Annotated in this window: 16 protein-coding genes; 8 read left to right on the top strand and 8 right to left on the bottom strand. The window is 71.8% G+C overall.

The window, feature by feature from the left end:
* From AB0J87_RS19850 to AB0J87_RS19840, 3 genes are all read right to left on the bottom strand, one after another.
* Positions 1 to 349, bottom strand: a 349-nt coding sequence (locus AB0J87_RS19850; protein ID WP_363967081.1) for a carbohydrate-binding protein, incomplete at its 3' end; no start/stop codon positions are given.
* 108 nt (positions 350 to 457) lie between these two features.
* The gene (locus tag AB0J87_RS19845; protein WP_363967079.1) at positions 458 to 1,189 is read right to left on the bottom strand and encodes an aspartate/glutamate racemase family protein; all 732 of its coding nucleotides are present in this window, start codon (positions 1,187 to 1,189) and stop codon (positions 458 to 460) included.
* A complete protein-coding gene (locus AB0J87_RS19840; protein ID WP_363967077.1) occupies positions 1,186 to 2,667 on the bottom strand; it encodes an NCS1 family nucleobase:cation symporter-1 in 1,482 nt (493 codons plus the stop codon). The genes AB0J87_RS19845 and AB0J87_RS19840 overlap by 4 nt, the downstream gene beginning before the upstream one ends.
* A 124-nt stretch (positions 2,668 to 2,791) precedes the next feature.
* Between AB0J87_RS19840 and AB0J87_RS19835 the strand changes: the two genes are divergently transcribed.
* A complete protein-coding gene (locus AB0J87_RS19835) occupies positions 2,792 to 3,391 on the top strand; it encodes a helix-turn-helix domain-containing protein (protein WP_363967075.1) in 600 nt (199 codons plus the stop codon).
* A 3-nt stretch (positions 3,392 to 3,394) separates the two neighbouring features.
* On the opposite strand, the gene AB0J87_RS19830 is transcribed toward AB0J87_RS19835, so the two are convergent.
* From AB0J87_RS19830 to AB0J87_RS19815, 4 genes are read right to left on the bottom strand one after another with little or no spacing between them, the layout of a single operon-like run.
* The gene (locus AB0J87_RS19830) at positions 3,395 to 4,441 is read right to left on the bottom strand and encodes a VOC family protein (protein ID WP_363967073.1); all 1,047 of its coding nucleotides are present in this window, start codon (positions 4,439 to 4,441) and stop codon (positions 3,395 to 3,397) included.
* 54 nt (positions 4,442 to 4,495) lie between these two features.
* Entirely contained in the window at positions 4,496 to 5,707 is a 1,212-nt protein-coding gene (locus AB0J87_RS19825; RefSeq protein WP_363967071.1) for a 4-oxalomesaconate tautomerase, read from the bottom strand.
* Positions 5,708 to 5,712: 5 nt separating this feature from the next.
* Positions 5,713 to 6,411: a 4-carboxy-4-hydroxy-2-oxoadipate aldolase/oxaloacetate decarboxylase gene (locus AB0J87_RS19820; protein WP_363967069.1), complete on the bottom strand. Its 699-nt coding sequence runs from the start codon at positions 6,409 to 6,411 to the stop codon at positions 5,713 to 5,715.
* Positions 6,408 to 7,145 (bottom strand): PIG-L deacetylase family protein, encoded by a 738-nt coding sequence (locus tag AB0J87_RS19815; protein WP_363967067.1) that lies wholly within the window; start codon positions 7,143 to 7,145, stop codon positions 6,408 to 6,410. Before AB0J87_RS19815 ends, AB0J87_RS19820 begins: the two co-directional genes overlap by 4 nt.
* Before the next feature lie 112 nt (positions 7,146 to 7,257).
* Here AB0J87_RS19815 and AB0J87_RS19810 point away from each other — a divergent pair, with 112 nt between their 5' ends.
* Positions 7,258 to 8,061, top strand: a complete 804-nt coding sequence (locus AB0J87_RS19810; RefSeq protein ID WP_363967065.1) for a DUF1932 domain-containing protein — start codon at positions 7,258 to 7,260, stop codon at positions 8,059 to 8,061.
* Between the two features lie 106 nt (positions 8,062 to 8,167).
* Here AB0J87_RS19810 and AB0J87_RS19805 read toward each other — a convergent pair whose 3' ends face one another.
* A complete protein-coding gene (locus tag AB0J87_RS19805; RefSeq protein WP_350736787.1) occupies positions 8,168 to 8,806 on the bottom strand; it encodes a GntR family transcriptional regulator in 639 nt (212 codons plus the stop codon).
* A 209-nt stretch (positions 8,807 to 9,015) separates the two neighbouring features.
* On the opposite strand from AB0J87_RS19805, the gene AB0J87_RS19800 reads away from it, so the two are divergent.
* The 6 genes from AB0J87_RS19800 to AB0J87_RS19775 all read left to right on the top strand — a co-directional run bounded on the left by AB0J87_RS19800 (position 9,016) and on the right by AB0J87_RS19775 (position 18,211).
* The gene (locus AB0J87_RS19800; RefSeq protein ID WP_363967063.1) at positions 9,016 to 9,507 is read left to right on the top strand and encodes a hypothetical protein; all 492 of its coding nucleotides are present in this window, start codon (positions 9,016 to 9,018) and stop codon (positions 9,505 to 9,507) included.
* Positions 9,507 to 10,889 carry a hypothetical protein gene (locus AB0J87_RS19795; RefSeq protein ID WP_363967061.1) on the top strand — a complete coding sequence of 461 codons (1,383 nt, stop codon included), beginning with the start codon at positions 9,507 to 9,509 and terminating at the stop codon, positions 10,887 to 10,889. The genes AB0J87_RS19800 and AB0J87_RS19795 overlap by 1 nt, the downstream gene beginning before the upstream one ends.
* Complete coding sequence (locus AB0J87_RS19790; RefSeq protein ID WP_363967059.1) at positions 10,886 to 12,205, top strand: VWA domain-containing protein; 1,320 nt, start codon at positions 10,886 to 10,888, stop codon at positions 12,203 to 12,205. Before AB0J87_RS19795 ends, AB0J87_RS19790 begins: the two co-directional genes overlap by 4 nt.
* A gap of 12 nt (positions 12,206 to 12,217) precedes the next feature.
* Positions 12,218 to 13,333 carry an AAA family ATPase gene (locus AB0J87_RS19785; RefSeq protein ID WP_363967057.1) on the top strand — a complete coding sequence of 372 codons (1,116 nt, stop codon included), beginning with the start codon at positions 12,218 to 12,220 and terminating at the stop codon, positions 13,331 to 13,333.
* Positions 13,330 to 16,098, top strand: a complete 2,769-nt coding sequence (locus AB0J87_RS19780) for a DUF5682 family protein (RefSeq protein ID WP_363967055.1) — start codon at positions 13,330 to 13,332, stop codon at positions 16,096 to 16,098. Before AB0J87_RS19785 ends, AB0J87_RS19780 begins: the two co-directional genes overlap by 4 nt.
* 193 nt (positions 16,099 to 16,291) lie before the next feature.
* The gene (locus AB0J87_RS19775; RefSeq protein WP_363967053.1) at positions 16,292 to 18,211 is read left to right on the top strand and encodes a serine/threonine-protein kinase; all 1,920 of its coding nucleotides are present in this window, start codon (positions 16,292 to 16,294) and stop codon (positions 18,209 to 18,211) included.
* The last annotated feature ends 82 nt before the right edge of the window (positions 18,212 to 18,293 follow it).

The following is an 18,293-nucleotide window of genomic DNA, read 5'->3' as shown; positions in this document are numbered from 1 at the left end:
TGTCGGTGGAGGCGTCCCAGGCCAGGGAGACGCTGCTGGCGGTCACACCGGTCGAGCGCAGGTTGCCGGGCACCGACGGGGCGGTGGTGTCGGTGCCGCCGCCGGTCGAGGGCTTCCACAGAGCGGGCACGTTCGGGGGCTCCCAGCCGGGCTGGGAGGTGTGGCTCTGGATGCACTCGTACTCGACGCCGTTGTACGTGACGTGCGTGCCCGCCGTGTACGCCGTCCACGGGGCCCACTCGGCGAGGGCGGCGTATGCCGAGGCGGAGACCGGCGGCGGGGCGACCGCCACGGCGGTGAGGGGCAGCAGTAACGCCACCAGGATCTTGCTCAGGACGCTGTGTCTCATGACTCTCCGACATCCGGTTGGGGGTGTACGAGGGGTGGGATGTCAGGAAACTATTAGGAAAGTTTCCTTTAAGTTATGAGACGACGTTAGCCTCTGCCTGTGGAGGCGTCAATGAGTGAAATCCCGGAGTAAACCTGAGTACCGCTTCGACGGCGGCGGGGCGTACTCGCCGCGCGTGCTCGTCCGCAGCCCGAGCGACACCAGCGACTCGACGAGCTTGGTCGCCGCCGTCACCCCGTCGATCACCGGCACGCCCGTCTCGCGCGACACCTCGGCGCAGAACGACGCCATGCCCGCGCAGCCGAGCACCACCGAGTCGCTCCCGTCGCGCTCTACCGCCGCGGCGCACAGCTCGGACACGGTCCTGCGGGCGGCCGGTTTCTCCAGGTCGAGCACCGGGATGTCGCAGGCGTACACGCCTCGGCAGGCGGCGGCGAAGCCGTACCGGTGGGCCAGTTCCCAGGCCCGGCCCACGGTCCTGGACAGGGTCGTGACCACGCTGAACGAGCGCCCGACCAGGGTGGCGGCGTGCATGGCGGCCTCCGCGATCCCGACCACGGGGCCGATGGCCAGCTCGCGGGCCGCGTCCAGGCCCGGGTCGCCGAAGCAGGCGATCACGTACCCGTCCACGCCGTCGTGCTCGCCCGCCGCGACCTCGGCCAGCACCCCCGGCACGGCGAGCGCCTCGTCGTAGTGGCTCTCGATCGACTCCGGCCCCATATTCGGGCTGACGGCCGTGACGACGGTGCCCGGCGACGCCACCGCCCTGGCGCATCGACCGATGGACTCGGTCATGGCCAGGGCGGTGTTCGGGTTGATCACTTTGATGCGGTACGTCATGCCGCGGCGATCCTTGGCACGCGCCGCTCCAGGGCCACCAGCGCCACGAAGCCCAGCCCGCAGCCGATGAACCAGCTGTAGTCGGCGATCCACGACAGGTCGGCCGTCGTGACTCCGAGGTCGAGCAGCATCTTGGGCACGAGCACGGAGGCGATGGCGGGCACGCCGCTCGCGACGGTGGCCCAGATCGCGTTGGGGTTGTAACCCTTGCTGAACCAGTAGCGGCCGGACTGATCGAGGCTGAACAGGTCGTCCACCGCCACCCGCTGCCGCGCGCACACGTAGAAGCCCGCGATGAGGATCCCGAATAGCGGGCCGATCAGCGCGCCGAGCAGGCCGAGGGTGTAGTGGATGGCGTCGGGGTTGCCGTACCAGTTCCACGGCGTGAGCAGCACCGAGCCGACCGCCGCGATCATCCCGCCGGTGCGCCAGCTGATCCGCTGCGGGTTGACGTTGGAGAAGTCGAACGCGGGCGAGATGAAGTTCGCGACGATGTTGATGCCCACGGTCGCGATCACGAAGGTCAGGCCGCCGAGGAGGATCGCGAACGGCGTGTCGATGCGCTGCACGGTGTGGATCGGGTCGGTGATGAGCTCGCCGAAGACGGGGACCGTGGCCGAGGCGGTGATGACCGTCAGAATCGAGAAGAACAGGAAGTTGACCGGCAGGCCGAGGAGGTTGCCCTGCTTCACCGCCCGGAATGACCGGCCGTACCTCGAAAAATCGCCGAAATTCAGCATCGGCCCGGAGAAGTACGACACGACCAGGGCGATCGCGCTCAGCATGACCGGGATCGACTCGCCGAACCCGAGGCTGTCGCCCTGCGACAGGTCCAGGCTGATGTTCTCCCAGCCTGCCTTGCTCACCAGGTAGATGGCCAGCACGACCATGACCACGTACACCGCAGGCCCGGCCCAGTCCACGAACCGCCGGATCGCGTCCATGCCCCGCCAGAACACCGCCGCCTGCGCGACCCACAGGATCGCGTAGCAGATGTACCCGAGCGCGGACAGGCCGAGGAAGCTCGGCTCGTTCAGCGCGGCGGTGGCCGGCCAGAACTTGAGGAAGACGATGATGAGCGACTGCGAGGCCAGGTACGTCTGCACGCCGTACCACGCGATGGCGATGGCGCCGCGCACGATGGCGGGGATGTTCGCGCCGAGCACGCCGAAGACGGCGCGGTTGATCACCGGGTACGGCACCCCGGTGACCTGGCTGGGCTTGGCCACCAGGTTGCAGAAGACGTTGACGATGACGATGCCGGCCAGCAGCGCGAAGAGCACCTGCCAGCTCGCCAGCCCGAGCGCGAACAGGCTGCCCGCGGTGACGTAGCCGCCGACGCTGTGCACGTCGGACATCCAGAAGGCGACGATGTTGTACGACGACCAGGTCTGCTCGCGCAGCGGCGCGAGGTCCTCGTTCGTCAGCCGCGGGTCGTAGGGAGGGGACTGCGTTACCGAGACGGTGGGCTCTGTCATGTGCGGCATCCTTGGGGGGTGACCTGCATCCGAGTGTTAAGTGACCACTTAACACCTCTTGTTAATGTATGCCTTGACGGCCGGGTGATGATTGCGCCTGTGTTAATCCCGTGTGACGGAGACGATGGACAGCCGAACTGACCTGGAAGCGGTCGGCAACGAGCGCCTCGGTCAGCGGCTCCGCGAGCTGCGCACCCGCTCGGGGAAGTCGCTGCGGGCGGTGGCGCGCGAGCTGGGCATCTCGGCCAGCGCGGTGTCGCAGATCGAACGGGGGACGATGCGCCCCTCGGTGAGCCGGCTCATCGCGTACGTCTCCGCCATCGGGGTGCCCCTGGCGGCCGTCTTCGACGCGCAGGAGGAGCCCCGCACGAGCTCCGCGTCGCCCGGCTTCGCGATCAGGCGGGCCTGGGAGGTCGCACCGATACAGCTCAGCGGGGGAGTGACGTTCCGCCGACTGTCACCGGGGCCGACGCCGGACGTGGAGTTCTTCGAGTCCACCTACCCGCCGAACGCCGTCTCCACGGCGCACGGGCAGTTCCTCAAGCACGAGGGGTACGAGGTGGGCACGGTCACGGAGGGGGAGCTGACCATCGAGTTCGAGTCGGAGGTCATCACCCTGTCCAAGGGCGACTCGATCACCTTCCCGTGCAGCCGGCCGCACATCATCGGCAACCGCTCCGGCACCGTCACCGCCGTCGCCACCTGGCTGATCGTGCACCGCTGAGCATCATCCGGGGGGGATGGGCGGGGTGCCGTGCGTGTGGAAGGAGGCGATGGTCTTCAGCCCCCACGCCTGGCCCTTGGCCCGCTCGGCCTCCGTCCACGTGACCGTCCGCCAGTCGGGCGCCAGGATGAGTCTGGTCAGCGGGTTGCACAGCTCGACGCGGTTGCCGCCGGGCTCGTAGACGTACAGGAAGAAGGTCTGCTGGATGGCGTGCTTGTGCGGGCCGGTCTCGATGAACACGCCGCTGTCCAGGCAGAGGTCGGCGGCCCGCAGGATGTCCTCGCGGGTGTTCGTGGCGAACGCGAGGTGGTGCAGCCGGCCCGAGGCGCCCGACCAGTCGTCGGTGTAGACGAGGTCGTAGGACTTGTTCGCGAAGTGCAGCCATTGGGCGGAGATCCGGCCGCTGTCCAGCATGATCTGCTCGGTCACCCGGGCGCCGAGCACGTCGCGCACGAAGGCCCCGGCGGTCGCGGCCTCGGCGGCCAGGAAGTTGACGTGGTCGAGGCGGCGCACGCCCACCCCGCGGCCGGGGAACGCCTGCGGCTGGTTCTTCAGCGCGGGACGCAGCTCCTCGGGCGCCTCGTACCACTGCGACTCCCAGTAGAGGCGCAGCTCGTGGCCGTCGGGGTCGCGGAAGGCGTACGTCGGGCCGCGGCCCGGGGCGCCGTCGCGCCAGCCGATGCCCAGCCCGGCGTCCTTGATCGCGCGCACCCGGCGCTCCAGAGCCTCCTGGCTGCTCGCCCGCAGTCCGGTCGAGCCGATGCCCGAGGTGCGGTGGGCCGTCAGCGTGAGGCTGTGGTGCTCGTAGTCGTCGTACGTGCGCAGGTGGACCGAGTCGCCGTCCTGCCCGGCGGCCGTCATGCCGAGGACCTCGGTGAAGAACCACAGGCTCCGCCCCGGCTCGGGAGTGAGCAGCTCGACGTGGCCGAGGTGGGCGATGTCGTGCAGCAGAGCGTTCATCTCAACCTCGGGCGGCATCTCAACCTCGGGCGGCATCTCAACCTCGGGCGGCATCTCGACCTTGGGCGGCATCTCGGCCTCGGGCGGCATCTCGATCTTGCGGCCATCTCCACGTCGGGCGGTATCTCCACGTCGGGCGGCATCTCAACCTTGGGGGCGGGGGAAGACCGTGCCGTCGAAGAGCTTGCGCGCGGTGCGTACGTTCGCCGCCCGCACCGCGGTCGGCGGGCTGGTGGACAGGTCGAGCTCCACCTCGACCTCCAGATGGCCGGTGGGGTGCTCGACGTCCACGCGGGCGCCCCCGGGGAGCCGGGCGAAGCGCCGGGCCACGCCGTGCGGGAGCAGCGCGGCGGTGACGACGCTGACCGCGCCGAGCACCCCGATCGCGGTGTGCGGCCGGACCGGGATGAACGTGCGGGTGCACAGCGCGCCGCCGTCGCGGGGCGGCGCGACCAGAGTGGTCTTGGGCACGGCCTCGCCGGTGACGTCGCCGAGCCCCATGAGCTTGCCCGCCTGAACGCGCAGCGACTGCACGCGCTCGCGGAGCCCGGCGTCGGCCGCGAGCGTCTCGTACCGCTCGTAGCCGGTGATGCCGAGGTCCTCCGCGGCCGCCACGACGACCGGCATGCCGTTGTCGACGCAGGTCACCTCGATCCCGTCGATCACGTCCACCTCGCGGCCGGTGGGCAGCAGCCGCCCCGTGCCCGAGCCGGCGGTGTCCTCGAACCCGAGCACCACGGCCGCGGCCGTGCCCGGAACACCGGAGATGGCCGTGCCGCCGCGGTAGTCGACGCGGCCACCCGGGGTGGGGAAGCGGGCGGTGGCGAGGCCGCCGGTGTTCACCAGGCGGATGCGGACCTCGGTGTCGTCGCCTCGCGGACGGACGAGGCCGCGCTCCACGGCGAACGGGCCGACGCCGGCGAGCAGGTTGCCGCAGTTCTGCCGCCCGGAGACGGCCGGCTCGTCCACCGCGACCTGGAGGAAGAGGTAGTCGAGGTCCGCGCCGGGATCGGCGCTGGGCGACACCACGGCCACCTTGCTCGTGAGCGGGTGGGCGCCGCCGATGCCGTCGATCTGGCGCGGGTCGGGGCTGCCAAGGACACGCAGGAGCAGGTCGTCGCGCTCGCGGGGATCGTCGGGGAGGTCGTCGGCCAGGAAGTAGGCGCCTTTGGAGGTGCCGCCGCGCATCAGCATGCACCGCACGCCGCCGTCGTCGCCGATGCTCGTCGCGCTGGTCCGTGGTCGGCGGTCGTCGTCGTCGCCGCCGATGCTCGTCGCACCGGTCCGTGGTCGGCGGTCGTCGTCGCCCATGCCCGTCGCACCGGTCCGTGGTCGGCGGTCGTCGTCGTCGCCCACGCCCGTCACATCGGTCCGTAGTCGGCGGCCGTCACGTAGGTGATGCCGAGCCCGGGCAGGCGCTCGCGCAGGCCGTAGCGGTCGAGCCCCAGCTCGCCCTTGGCGAACGCCTCGCGGGCCGCCGCCTCCTTCGCGGCCCTGGCGGCGGAGGCGGAGATGCCCCGCTCCAGGTCGCCCCGCGGCACCACCAGCACCCCGTCGTCGTCGCCGAGGATAGTGTCGCCGGGCCGGACGAGCTGCCCGCCCACGGTGACGGGCACGTTGACCGCGCCGGGGGTCGCCTTGACCGTGCCCTGGGCGCTGACGGCCGCGCTCCACACCGGGAAGCCCATGGCCCGCAGCCCGGCGACGTCGCGCACGCCCGCGTCGATCACCAGCCCGCGCACGCCCCGGGAGCGCAACGAGGTGGCCAGCAGCTCACCGAACATCCCGTCGGTGGACGGCGAGGTCGTGGTCACGACCAGGACGTCGCCCTCCTGGCACTGCTCGACCGCGACGTGGATCATCAGGTTGTCGCCCGGCCAGCACAGCACCGTGACCGCGTTGCCGCCCGCGCTGCACCCGGGCCATGCGGGGCGCAGCCCGGGCCCCAGGTAGCCGGTGCGGCCGAGCGCCTCGTGGACGGTCGCGACGCCGTACGCGGCCAGGGTGTCGATCCGGTCGAGGCTCGCCCGCGGCGTGCCGGTGACGACCACGTGCCTCATGCCAGCACGTCCGTCACCTGCGGGTAGAGCCGCATGTAGGCCTCGCCCATGGTGTCGTGCGGCAGGCCGAGGTTGGGGCCCGCGTTGCGGCGCAGCTGCACCCCGCGGCGCTTGGCGAGGTCGGTGTAGTAGTCCCACATGTGCTGCTGGGCCGGGAGGCACTCCATCGCCTTGCGCTTCCTGTCGAACACCGGGGTGATGTCGAGCAGCACGTCGGGCTTGAAGTCGCACTGCTCGGGCTGGTGCGGCTCGAAGAAGAACACGGGCGGCGCGCCGAGCGGCTCGCCCGGCGCGTCGTAGCCCGCGGCCTGCGCCAGCACCCGCGCCTGCAACGCCATGCGGGCCGCGGCGGGGTGGTCGCCGTTGTACGGGTCGGCCAGCGGATGCGTCAGCACCACGTCGGGCTCGACCTCCCGGTAGATCCGCACCAGCCGGTCGACCAGCTCCGGGGTCTCCACCAGGGGATAGTCGCCCGCGTCGAGGAACTCGATCTCGGCGCCCAGGGCCGCGGCGGCGTTCTGCGCCTCCTCGCGGCGGATCGCCTTGATCTCGTCGAGAGTGCGGCCGGCGCGCCACGCCTTCGCGGACTCGCCGCGCTCGCCGAAGCTGAGACAGACCACCTTGGCCCGCTCGCCGCGGCCGGCCGCGAGCGCGATGGCGCCGCCCGCGCGCCAGACGAAGTCGCCCGCGTGGGCGCTGATCACCAGAAGTGTGGGGGTCTTTGCCGAGGTCACTCGCTGACGCTACGAGTCGATCGATCAGATTGTCAACAGTTTCATCGGCAATCTGCCTCTAGCGCAACATCATGCCTGGTCGAGCGTGGACTTCGACAATATTGTCAACGATATGGCTTCTCTCATGCAGGTGGCGATGCTCGGCTACGGCGAGGTCGGCCACGTCCTCGCCCGCGGCCTCGCGCCGCGGGTCCCCCTCCGCGTCTACGACCCCGCCCACCCGCCGTCGCCGTCCGGCGGGCCGCCGCTGGTCGCGTGCAACGCCGAGGCCGTACGCGGGGCCGACGTCGTCATCGCCGTGACCACCGGCGCCGACAGCCTTACCGCCTGCGAGGAGTCGCGCCCCAACCTCAGGCCCGGCGCGCTCTACGCCGACCTGTCCACGAGCGCGCCCGGCGACAAGCTCCGCATCGCCGAGCTGGTGGCGTCGGCGGGCGCGTCGGCCGTGGACGGCGCGATCATGGCGCCCATCCCGCTGCGGGGCCTGGCGACCCCCATCCTGGCCAGCGGCGACGACGCGGCCCGCTTCGCCGACTTCGCCGGCCGCCACGGCATGGACGTGACGCCGATCGGCGGCTCGCCCGGCGACGCGGCGGCCCGCAAGCTGCTGCGGAGCGTGCTGGTGAAGGGGCTGAGCGCGCTCGTCATCGAGTCCCGGCGCGCCGCCGAGGCGGCGGGGGTGGGGGAGTGGTTCTGGGAGCACCTGCTGGAGACGGTGTCCGCGGCCGACGAGCGGTTCGTGGTGCGGCTGCTGGCGGGGGCGGGGCAGCACAGCGTGCGCCGGGTGCACGAGATGCACGCGGCCACCCGGATGCTGGAGTCGCTCGGGGTGCCGCACGCCATGACCGCCGCCACGGCCGCCACCCTGGAAGAGGTGACCCGCACCGGCGTCCCACCCTCCCCGGGCAGGTCGTGATGGCGGCCCGTCGGTCGGTGGCCTCCAAGGTGATGGTGGCCCGTTGGGTGGCCGCCGGGGTGGTGGTGGCCCCTCGGCTGGTGGTCTCCGGGGTGGTGGTGGCTCGTCAGTCGGTGGCCTCGAGGGCTTTGGCGACGCTGCGCAGGTGTTGCTGCATGGCCGTCTGCGCCGCCTCGGGGTCGCGGGCGACGATGGCGGCCACGATCAGCTCGTGCTGCGGCAACGACAGCGCCGCCCGCCCCGGCTGCCGGGCCAGGCGGAACTTGTGCCGGATCACCTGCGCCCCCAGCCGTTCGATGATCGACGCCGAGGTCTGGTGGGCGGCGATCTCGCGGACCTTGGCGTGCAGCGTCGCGTTGAGCTCGGAATATCGGTCGAGGTCGTTGCGCTCCACGGCGGCGCGCATCTCGGCGACGATCTCCCGCAGCCGACCGGCCTGCTCAGGGGTGACGCGCTCGGCGGCCTTGGCGGCGGACAGGCCCTCCAGCACCATCCGCACCTCCGTGATCTCGATGGCCTCCGCCTTGGAGATCGCCCGTACGCGGGCGCCCTTGTTGCGTAGGATCTCGACCAGCCCCTCCGAGGCCAGCTCTCTGAACGTCTCGCGCACGGCCGCGCGGGTGGCCCCGAACTGCTCGCACACGTCGGCCTCGACCAGCCGCTGGTTGGGCACGAAGTCCCCGCCGAGCACGGCCGCTCTGAGCCGGTCGGTCAGCGTCTCCTCCAGCGGGGACTCAGGGGTCACGGAATCCTCCCGTAGTTGAGCTTCGTTGACAATATTATCGACAATTATCCCAGGAGGCCTGAACCCGCGCGGACCTTGGGCTTTGATCGTTTAGACCCGGTCTGTCGGTGAGCTCCGGTAAGTTCCCGGATCATTGATCAGCCGGTCGCGAAGGCGCGGGCATTCCCGCCTGCGCCCGTGAACCGGCCGGGGCGGGAGGGTTCGAGGTCGTGGACGCGGACAGAGCCGCGTGGGAGCAGCACAGCGTGGTACGGGTGGTGCCGCCTGTCGAGCCGAGGAAACTGGCGAAGGTTCCCTTCGTCGAGCTGGCCGACGGGCGGTTGCAGGGGGTCGTGTCGAGCGGATCCGACATCGAACGGGTCTACGTCTCGTCCATCACCGCCGGCACCCACGCTTTGAGCTGCAGCACCAACAACAACCGGCCGTGCGGCGCGCTGCACGGCTACGCCTGCAAGCACATCCACCAGCTGGCCGACGAGGCGGTCCTGCAGTACGGGCTGGACCGGGTGGCCCGTTACCTGGGGGTGGAGGTGCCGGAGGGCCAGTTCCTGATGTCCTCCATCAAGGGGCCGGTCGAGCGCACCCCGGCCGCCGTGGTGTTCAGCAGGTTCCTGCGCCACCTGGCCTACCTGGAGGTGCCCGACAGCACGGAGCCGCTGGCCGAGCTGCACTGGTTCCCCGCGACGAGGGTGGTGCGGTGATGCTCGACGTACAGCTCGGAGAGCTGCAGGGCGACGCCCCGGCCGGGGCCGGCGAGGCGCTCGACCTGGTGACGGGGTTCGACGACGCGCTCACCCACGGGTTCGCCCGGCTCGGCGAGGAGGCGTCCGGGGCGCTGGCCGCCCTGGCGGGCGCGCTGGCCGGCAGCCCGCTCGGCGACCGGCTGGCCGAGGCGGCGGAGAAGGTGAGCGCCGGGTCGGTCGGCGACGAGCACCTGGCGGCGCTGGCCGGCGGGCGGGCCGCGCTGCTCGGCGCGGTGCACGACGCGCTGCTCGCCCGGTTCGACACGGCGCTGGGCCGCACCCGCGCGGCCTGGGAGCCCGCCGGAGACGCGGGCGACCCGGCGGGCGTGCTGGCCGCGTGCCGGGGCTGGCTGCGCGAGCTGGCGATCACCGGCTGGCGCGGCGTCGACCACGACGTGGTCTCCTCCGCCGATCCGGCCATCGAGGCGCTGCTGGCCACGCCCGGGCTGCGCGGGCTGGCGGTGCTGCTCGACGGCCTGGCGGCGGAGCTGCGGGCATCCTGCCCGGTGGGCACGATGGACCGGCTGCCCGTGCGCAGGTGGGCCGACCTGTGGACGCGCGCCCTGCTGCTGTCCCAGAAGGGCACGTGGCACGGTGCGGCCGAGCCGGTCTCGGGGCGGCTGCTGATCCTCGGCGCCGACGTGCACGAGCACGCCACCGTGGTGCGGGTGCAGGTCCACGGCATCCTCGAGCCCGCGGGCGGCGCCCCCTCCCGGCTGGTACGCACGAGCGTGGCGGCCGCGAAGGTGGACACGATCTCCGGCCCGTCCGTGTGGCGGCTGATGGGCGACCACCCCGTGCTCATGGGCGCGCTGGCCGGGCACCTCAGCCTGGAGCTCACCGACATGCCATTGCTGCCGGGCGGCGACCTGGTGTGGCACGACGGCAAGGCGAGCGCCGGCGCGGCGGCCGACCCGTTCGCGACCGCGCGGGTCCAGCTCGCCGAGGCCGTGGCCCCGGCGACCCCGCCGCTCGACCGCCATCCCGTACGCATCGCGGAGCCCGTCTTCCTGGAGGGCTACACGATCCGCGACGAGACGCTCGACCTGGGCGGCAGCTCGCTCCCGGTGACCCTAGACCGGCTGCCGGCCTGCGGGCCGCTCACGCCCGAGCTGGTGTCGGCCTCCTCCGCCTGCATCGGCCTGATGCGCTGGGACGGCGGGCAGTGGCTCCTGCAGCCGCTCGCCGTGCAGGCCACGGTCAAGAAGAAGGCCGTCACCGCGCACAACGGCGACTGGGCCATGGGCCCCACCGACCCCAAGGTGGTCAAGGCCGAGGCCAAGGCCGGCGACGTGGTCGCCGTGCTGCGCGAGCGGGCAGGGCGGTTGCTGCGGAAATGACCGACACCGCAAACGACACCGACAGCGTGCAGGACGCCGACGCGACCCGGCGCCAGGTGCTCTACTGGCGCCTGCTGTCGCGCGTGTTCGGCGCCGACGAGCAGCCCACTCTGGAGCGGGCGAGCGTGGCCATCGTCGACGACCTCGGCCTCCCCGCCGCCCTGCTCGACCCCGGCGTCTCGATCGACAACCTCGTGCAGCGCTTCCCCGGCCTGGCCGACGAGCTCCAGGATCTCATGGCCGAGAAGGAGCACGAGGACGGCGGCGAGGTCCGCCGCGCGGCCCTGGTCTCCAAGCTGCTGCTCAACGTGTTCTCGACGGGCACCGGCAACGTCACCGCGGGCCGGCTGGAGAGCTGGAAGAAGGACGCCGGCTGGTTCGAGCGCGGCATGGGCAGCGAGCCCGGCGGGCTGCGCCACAGCCCCGGGGACGAAGAGGTGGCCGCGGTCCTGGCGGGCATCGAAGGCGACCTGGTCAAGCGCATGCACCTGCGCGAGGTGCTGGCCGACCCGGCGCTGTCCAGGCAGCTCACGCCCAGCATGTCGCTCATCGAGCAGCTGCTGCGTGACAAGTCCAACCTGTCGGGCGTCGCGCTGGCCAACGCCAAGGCGCTGATCCGCAGGTTCGTGGACGAGGTCGCCGAGGTGCTGCGTACCCAGGTGGAGAAGACCAGCGCGGGCGTCATCGACCGGTCGGTGCCGCCGAAGCGGGTCTTCCGCAACCTCGACATCGAACGCACCATCTGGAAGAACCTCACCAACTGGAGCCCGGAGGACCAGCGCCTCTACGTCGACCGGCTCTACTACAAGCAGACCGCCCGCCGCACCACCCCGGCCCGCCTGATCGTGGTCGTCGACCAGTCGGGCTCGATGGTGGACGCGATGGTCAACTGCACCATCCTGGCGTCGATCTTCACCGGGCTGCCCAAGGTGGACGTGCACCTCATCGCGTACGACACCCGGGCCATCGACCTGACCCCGTGGGTGCACGACCCGTTCGAGGTGCTGCTGCGCACCACGCTCGGCGGCGGCACCGACGGCACGGTCGCGATGGCCCTGGGCCGGCCGAAGATCACCGATCCGCGCAACACCGTGATGGTGTGGATCTCCGACTTCTACGACAACCGATCGCTGATCAACGACTTCGAGGCGATCCACCGCTCGGGGGTCAAGTTCATCCCCGTCGGCTCGGTCAACAGCTCCGGAAACGCGAGCGTCGACCCGTGGTACCGCCAGAAACTCAAGGACCTGGGCACTCCCGTGATCTCAGGCCATATCCGGAAGCTCGTCCTCGAGCTCAAGAACTTCCTCGCTTAGGAGACCTCACCCATGAGTGACGACATGCTGCGCGCCCCCGCAGAGGTGAAGTACGCGGAGGAGCTCGACTGGCTGGAGTCGATCGACGACGGCCCCAAGCCGTTCTCGTGGCGGCTGAGCCCCCGCATGATCAGGCTGTTCATCCTCGGCTCCGAGCGCTCCGACGGGCTCGACCGGGAGATCTCCCAGAAGTGGTTCGGCGACCGCAGCTTCGTCGAGCGCAGCATCGTGACCCTGGCCTCCGACCGGGGCCTGCTGCTGATCGGCGACCCGGGCACCGGCAAGAGCTGGCTGGCCGAGCTGCTGTCCGCGGCCATCTGCCGCAACTCCACCCTCGTGGTCCAGGGCACGGCGGGCACGACGGAAGACCACATCAAATACTCCTGGAACGTCTCGATGGTCATCGCCAAGGGCCAGTCCCGCGAGTCGATGATCCCCTCGCCGATCATGACGGCGATGGAAACGGGCGTGATCGGCCGCTTCGAGGAGCTGACCCGCTCGACCAGCGACGTGCAGGACGCGCTGATCTCGATCCTGTCGGAGAAGTACGTCTCCATCCCCGAGCTCGACGACGACAACATCGTCTTCGCCCAGCCCGGCTTCTCCATCATCGCCACCGCCAACAGCCGCGACCGGGGCGTCAACGACCTGTCCTCGGCCCTCAAGCGCCGCTTCAACTTCGTCCGCATCCCCGTCGTGACGAACAAGAAGAGCGAGGCGGAGATCGTCCGCTTCCGCACCGAGGAGCTGCTGCGCCGGCACAAGATCGAGCTCGACCTGCCGCCGACGCTGCTGGACATCCTGCTGCAGAGCTTCGCCGACCTGCGCTCGGCCGCCGCGTCGGCCACCAGCGACGACGAGAAGCTGGAGTCGGCGCTGTCCACGGCCGAGCAGATCGGCGTGCTGGAGGACGCCATCCTGCACAGCAACTTCTTCGGCGACCGCGTGCTGCGCGCGCAGACCCTCGCCGGCTCGCTGGTCAGCTCGCTGGCCCGGCGCAGCCCCGAGGACCTCGCGATCCTCAACAAGTACTGGCACGGCGTCGTCGAGCCCCGCAGCAAGAAGGACGGCGGGGAGTGGCCGGAGTTCCTCGAGGGCGGCCGCGAGGCCATCGCCACCCTCTCATGACCGGCCAGACGAGCCCGTTCGGCGCGCTCCGCGAGCAGCTCCTCGACGCCGCCGGCGCGTTCGCCGGCAGTCCCGTGGCCGTGTCGGACATCCTGTCCGGCCTGGTGGATGACGTGGACCGGGCGCTGCGCGAGGAGCTGGAGATCTTCCCGGTCTGCCACCACTCGCCGGCCTCGGCGCTGGCGATGGTGCGCAGGCTGCGCGAGAAGCAGCCGAAGGTCATCTACCTGGAGCTCTGCGAGGACCTGCGGCCGCTGCTGACCGAGCTGCGCAACTGCCGGCTGCCGGTGGCGGTGCAGGCGTTCGCGACCGACATCGACGGCTTCCCGCCGTCGTGGGCGCCGCTCAGCGTGGTGGCGCCCATCACGGAGGCGTCCGCCGAGTACCAGGCCATCTCATACGCGCTGGAGACCCCCGGCGTCGAGCTGGTGCTGGTCGACCGCTCGACGGACCACGTCTTCCAGTGGGCGCCGAAGGAGGAGCCCGGCAAGAAGGAGCACGCCGAAGAGGCCGGCCTGCACGGCGACGCGGTGGGCGTCGAGCTCGGCGACCTGCGCCCGCGCTTCGCCGAGCTGGAGGAGCACCTGCTGCACCACGGCAAGGTGCGCCACTGGTCCGAGTGGTGGGACCAGTACGTCGAGCAGCCGCTGTCGGGTGCCGACTACGACACCTACCGCCAGGTCATGGTGCTGATCGGCAGCCTGTTCCGCCGCCTCGACCGCGACGGCGGCCGGCGGACCGTGGACGAGGACCGCGAGCGCTACATGTGGACCAGGATGCGCGAGCACCTGGCCACCTCGGGCGCCGACCCGGCCGACTGCCTGTACGTGTGCGGCGCCTTCCACGCCGCCAGCCACGTCGAGCAGTTCGGGCTGAAGTCCACGGCGACGTTCGAGATCACCCCGCGAACCGGCACGAAATGGGTGTACGGCCTCATCCCGTCCAGCCACTCGGCCATCGAGGCGCAGTTCGGGCTGGCCTCCGGCTCCGTGTCGATCGCGGCGGCGACCTGGGACAAGGCGCTGACCCGCGGCAAGCTGACCCCGTTCCAGCTGGCCGGGCAGAGGGGCGCGCGCAAACGCGTGGCCAAGCTGCCCGCGCCCGTCCCCCAGGGCGAGGTGGCCGACCAGCTGACCGGGTTCCTGTCGAAGCCGCCCGCGCTCGACGAGCTGGACGAGGCCGAGCTGCTCGGCTGGAGCGTGGAGATCGTCCGGCTGGCCCGCCGCAACGGCTACCTGGCCAGCACCGCCGACGCCATCGCCGTGTTCGAGACCTCGATCCTGCTCGCCGGCATGCGCAACCGGGCCAGGCCCACCCCGTACGACTTCCAGGACGCGGCCGTCACCTGCATCGAGAAGGACGTCGTGCCGGGCCGCCGAGACGTGCGGCGGCTGTGCGAGATCATGCTCGGCGGCGACCGCGTCGGCGAGGTCGGCTACGACGCCCTGCCGCCGCTGGCCCGCGACGTGTACGACCGGCTCGCGCCGCTCAAGCTCGACCTGGAGAAGCGCACGATCCAGCGGGCGCTGCTCGACCTCAACGCCAATCCCGAGCTGGTGCCCTGCTCCGACCTGCTGTGGATGCTGCGGTACCTGCTGCCGTCGGAGGCCGTCCGCCCCATCATGGGCGAGCGCGGGCTGGGCGAGCGCTCGATCCAGGAGAGCTGGGACCTGGCGTTCGGCAAGCACCAGCGCTCGATCATCGAGCTGGGCTACGAGGGCGTCACCATCGAGCAGGTGATGGAGCAGCGGCTGCGCCGTTCGGTGTGGGACCCCAAGGCCACGGCGGCCGTCGCGCTGGCGGCCGTCGAGGACGCGGTGCTCTTCCTCGGCAGCCGCCGCTTCGCCGACGAGCTGGGGCAGCGGGCCGTGGAGCTGCTGGCGTCCGAGCGCAGCGTGGACGACGCGCCCGAGGTGCTGCGCAGGATCCGGCGGCTGATGTCCTACTACCGCGCCCACGAGCCGGAGCTGCCGGCCTGGTGCGAGGAGTTCGCGACCTCCGGATACGCGCATTACTGCACCCTCCTGCCGACAGCCTTCGTGTCCGACGACACGGGGGCGCGGCAGGTGGCGGCCATGCTGGGGTTCCTGTTCTCCATGGAGAGCCTCGCGCTCTCGCTGGGCTGCGACCGGGCCCAGCTGGAGCTGGCCGTGCAGCAGTCGCACCCGGAGGCGCCGGACAAGGTGGCGCTGCTGTGGGCGGCGCGGACCCAGCTCGGGCTGCTGCCGCTGGCCGAGCTGCGGGCGCGGTGCGACGAACTGCTGGCCAACCCGCTGGTCGTCCCGTCGTTCCCGCTCTACATCCTGGGGTTCGTGCAGGCCATGGAGCCCGTCCCGACCCTGTCGGGCTTCGTGGTGGAGGTGATCTCGAAGGCGTTCGGGCAGTTGCCCGACCGGGTGCTGCTGCCGTGGCTGCCGAAGCTGATCACGACGCTGCGGGACCAGGCGGGCGAGCTGATGCCGGTGCTCGTCCGCGAGGCCGGGCGCACGTTCCCCGGCACGCTGGCCGCCGTGGACGGCTGGGTGCCGCCGTGGACGGCGCGTCCCGCCGCCGTGGCGGCCGCAGTGCCGGTCGGGTCAGGGCCGGTCGCGTCGGGGCCGGTGGCCGAGCTGCTCCTGGGACATCCGGCCGCGTGTGACGCGGTGGCGGGGCTGCTCGGCTGCGAGGGCTCGTGGCAGGCCCCGGCGCCGGGCCGCGGGGAGGTCGCCGCGCTCCTGGCCGGTCACCCGGAGCCCGTTCTGGCGCTGGCGGGCCTGCTCGCCTGACGCCGCGGGCGGCCCCGTCCGGTACGGGGCCGCCCGCGCTCTCCGGGAGATGAATCACCGGGAAACAGCGCATGACGTTTCTCTGACCAGGGCAAATATGTCCATTTATGTCGCCCTCCGGGGTCATCCATGAGGGCCTTCCGAATCGTAGTATCCGGTGCTGAAGCTCCTGCGCGATTCGAAGAGGGAAGCAGTGTCGCGTCCGCAATCGGGGGATCACCTCGGTCAGATCGCCGCCTACCGCCTCGTCCGGTTCCTCGGCGAGGGCGGGCAGGGCGTGGTCTACGTGGGCCTGAGCCCGTCGGGCGACGAGGTCGCGATCAAGGTGCTGCACGCCCGGCTCTCGGACGATCCCGAGGCGCGGCGGCGGTTCTTCCGGCAGGTGGACCTCGCCCGCCGGGTCGCCCCCTTCTGCACCGCGCGGGTGCTGGACATGGGCATGCAGGCCGACCGGCCGTACATCGTGAGCGAGTACGTACGCGGCGAGTCCCTCGAACGCGCCGTCAGGAAGGACGGCCCCCGCACCGGCGGCGGGCTGGAACGGCTCGCGGTCGCGACGGCGACGGCGCTGGCCGCCATCCACCGCGCCGGAGTCGTCCACCGCGACCTGAAGCCGGGCAACGTCATCCTCGGGCCCGAGGGCCCCGTGGTCATCGACTTCGGCATCTCGCGGGCGCTCGACCACGCCGTCACGCAGACCGGGGTGTTCGGCACACCCGGGTACATGGCGCCCGAGCAGGTGAGCGGCGGGGAGGTGGGCCCTGCGGCCGACGTGTTCAGCTGGGCGGCCACGATGGTGTTCGCGGCGACGGGGCGGCGGGCGTTCGCCGGGGAGTCGGTGGCGGCGGTGCTGCACGCGCTCCTGTACGACCCGCCCGACCTGTCCGGAGTGCCCGCGTCGCTCCGGTCGCTGGTGACCACGTGCCTGGACAAGAACCCCGCGCGGCGGCTCACGGCGGACGACCTGGTCCGCGCCTTGACCGGCGACGACACCCTGACCATGCCCGACGCCTCGCCGCCCGACTTCGAGGACGCGCCGCCCCGCCGGGTGCCGCGCCGCGCGGTGCTGGCCGTCGGAGTGGCCGCCGCGGCGGCGGCCGTGGCCGTGGCGATATGGCCGCGCGAGCGCGATCCGGTACGCCCGGCCGCGGCCGCCCTCCGGTTCGGCGCGGAGCTCGGCAAGCCCCTGACCGGCCACACCAACGATGTGCGGGCGGTGTCCCTGGGCACCCTCGACGGCGTCCCCGTCACCCTGACCGGCTCCGACGACGAGACCGCCCGCCTGTGGAACCTCCGCACCTCCCGGCAGATCGGCCCCCCGCTCGCCGGCCACACCGAATGGGTCAGATCGGTCGTCCTCGACCAGCTCGACGGCGCGCCGATCGCCGTCACCGCGAGCGACGACGACACCGCCCGCGTCTGGGACCTCCCCGCCGGCGCGTCCCGCGTCCTGGCCGGGCACAAGGGTGACGTCAAGTGCGTGGCGACCGGCCGGATCGGCGGCCGGCACGTCGCCGTCACCGCCTCCACCGACGGCACCGCCCGCGTCTGGGACCTGCGTACGGCCAAGGAGTACGGCGACCCGCTGACCGGCCACGAGAGCGGGGTGTGGGCGGTCACCGTCGGCCAGGCTGCCGGCACGACCGTGGCCGTCACCACCGGCGACGACGGGACCGTGCGCGTCTGGGACCTGGCCTCCAGGAAGCAGCTCGGCCGGTCGCTGACCGGCCACTCCGGCTGGGTGCGGTCGGTGGCGCTGGGCTTCCTGAACGGCACGCCCGTGGTGGTCACCGGCGGCGAGGACATGACCGTCCGGGTCTGGGACCTGATCGCCTGGAAGCAGCTCGGCACCCCGCTCACCGGCCACACCGGCGTCGTCTGGTCGGTGGCGATGGGCAACCTCGACGGCACGCCCGTGGCGGTCACGGGGAGCGAGGACAGAACGGTACGCGTGTGGGACCTGAACACCAGGAGACCGCTCGGCAGCCCGTTCACCGGGCACTCCGACTGCGTCTGGTCGGTGGCGGTGGGCCTGCTCGACGGCCGGCCGGTCGCCGTCAGCGGCAGCCGCGACCAGACCGCCCGCACCTGGAACCTCGCCCCGGTCCGCTGACCGGCCGGACCCCCGCAGCCCGCGCGGGCCGGCAGCCCGGCCGGCCCACGCGGTGTCCCTGCTGCCGGTGACGCATCCTTTC

It is taken from the genome of Nonomuraea sp. NPDC049625 (assembly GCF_040675285.1).
In the GTDB taxonomy this organism is placed as follows: domain Bacteria; phylum Actinomycetota; class Actinomycetes; order Streptosporangiales; family Streptosporangiaceae; genus Nonomuraea; species Nonomuraea angiospora_A.
The sequence above is the reverse complement of the archived record's forward strand: the minus strand, read 5'-3'. Positions and strand labels throughout refer to the sequence as shown.

What these genes read in the sequence shown, in the direction of transcription:
- AB0J87_RS19820 (WP_363967069.1), bottom strand. Translation starts at nt 6,411, where the DNA reads ATGAGGCACGTGGTCGTCACCGGCACGCCGCGGGCGAGCCTCGACCGG.
- AB0J87_RS19790 (WP_363967059.1), top strand. Translation starts at nt 10,886, where the DNA reads ATGACCGACACCGCAAACGACACCGACAGCGTGCAGGACGCCGACGCG.
- AB0J87_RS19785 (WP_363967057.1), top strand. Translation starts at nt 12,218, where the DNA reads ATGAGTGACGACATGCTGCGCGCCCCCGCAGAGGTGAAGTACGCGGAG.
- AB0J87_RS19795 (WP_363967061.1), top strand. Translation starts at nt 9,507, where the DNA reads ATGCTCGACGTACAGCTCGGAGAGCTGCAGGGCGACGCCCCGGCCGGG.
- AB0J87_RS19845 (WP_363967079.1), bottom strand. Translation starts at nt 1,189, where the DNA reads ATGACGTACCGCATCAAAGTGATCAACCCGAACACCGCCCTGGCCATG.
- AB0J87_RS19835 (WP_363967075.1), top strand. Translation starts at nt 2,792, where the DNA reads ATGGACAGCCGAACTGACCTGGAAGCGGTCGGCAACGAGCGCCTCGGT.
- AB0J87_RS19780 (WP_363967055.1), top strand. Translation starts at nt 13,330, where the DNA reads ATGACCGGCCAGACGAGCCCGTTCGGCGCGCTCCGCGAGCAGCTCCTC.
- AB0J87_RS19810 (WP_363967065.1), top strand. Translation starts at nt 7,258, where the DNA reads ATGGCTTCTCTCATGCAGGTGGCGATGCTCGGCTACGGCGAGGTCGGC.
- AB0J87_RS19840 (WP_363967077.1), bottom strand. Translation starts at nt 2,667, where the DNA reads ATGACAGAGCCCACCGTCTCGGTAACGCAGTCCCCTCCCTACGACCCG.
- AB0J87_RS19830 (WP_363967073.1), bottom strand. Translation starts at nt 4,441, where the DNA reads ATGCCGCCCGAGGCCGAGATGCCGCCCAAGGTCGAGATGCCGCCCGAG.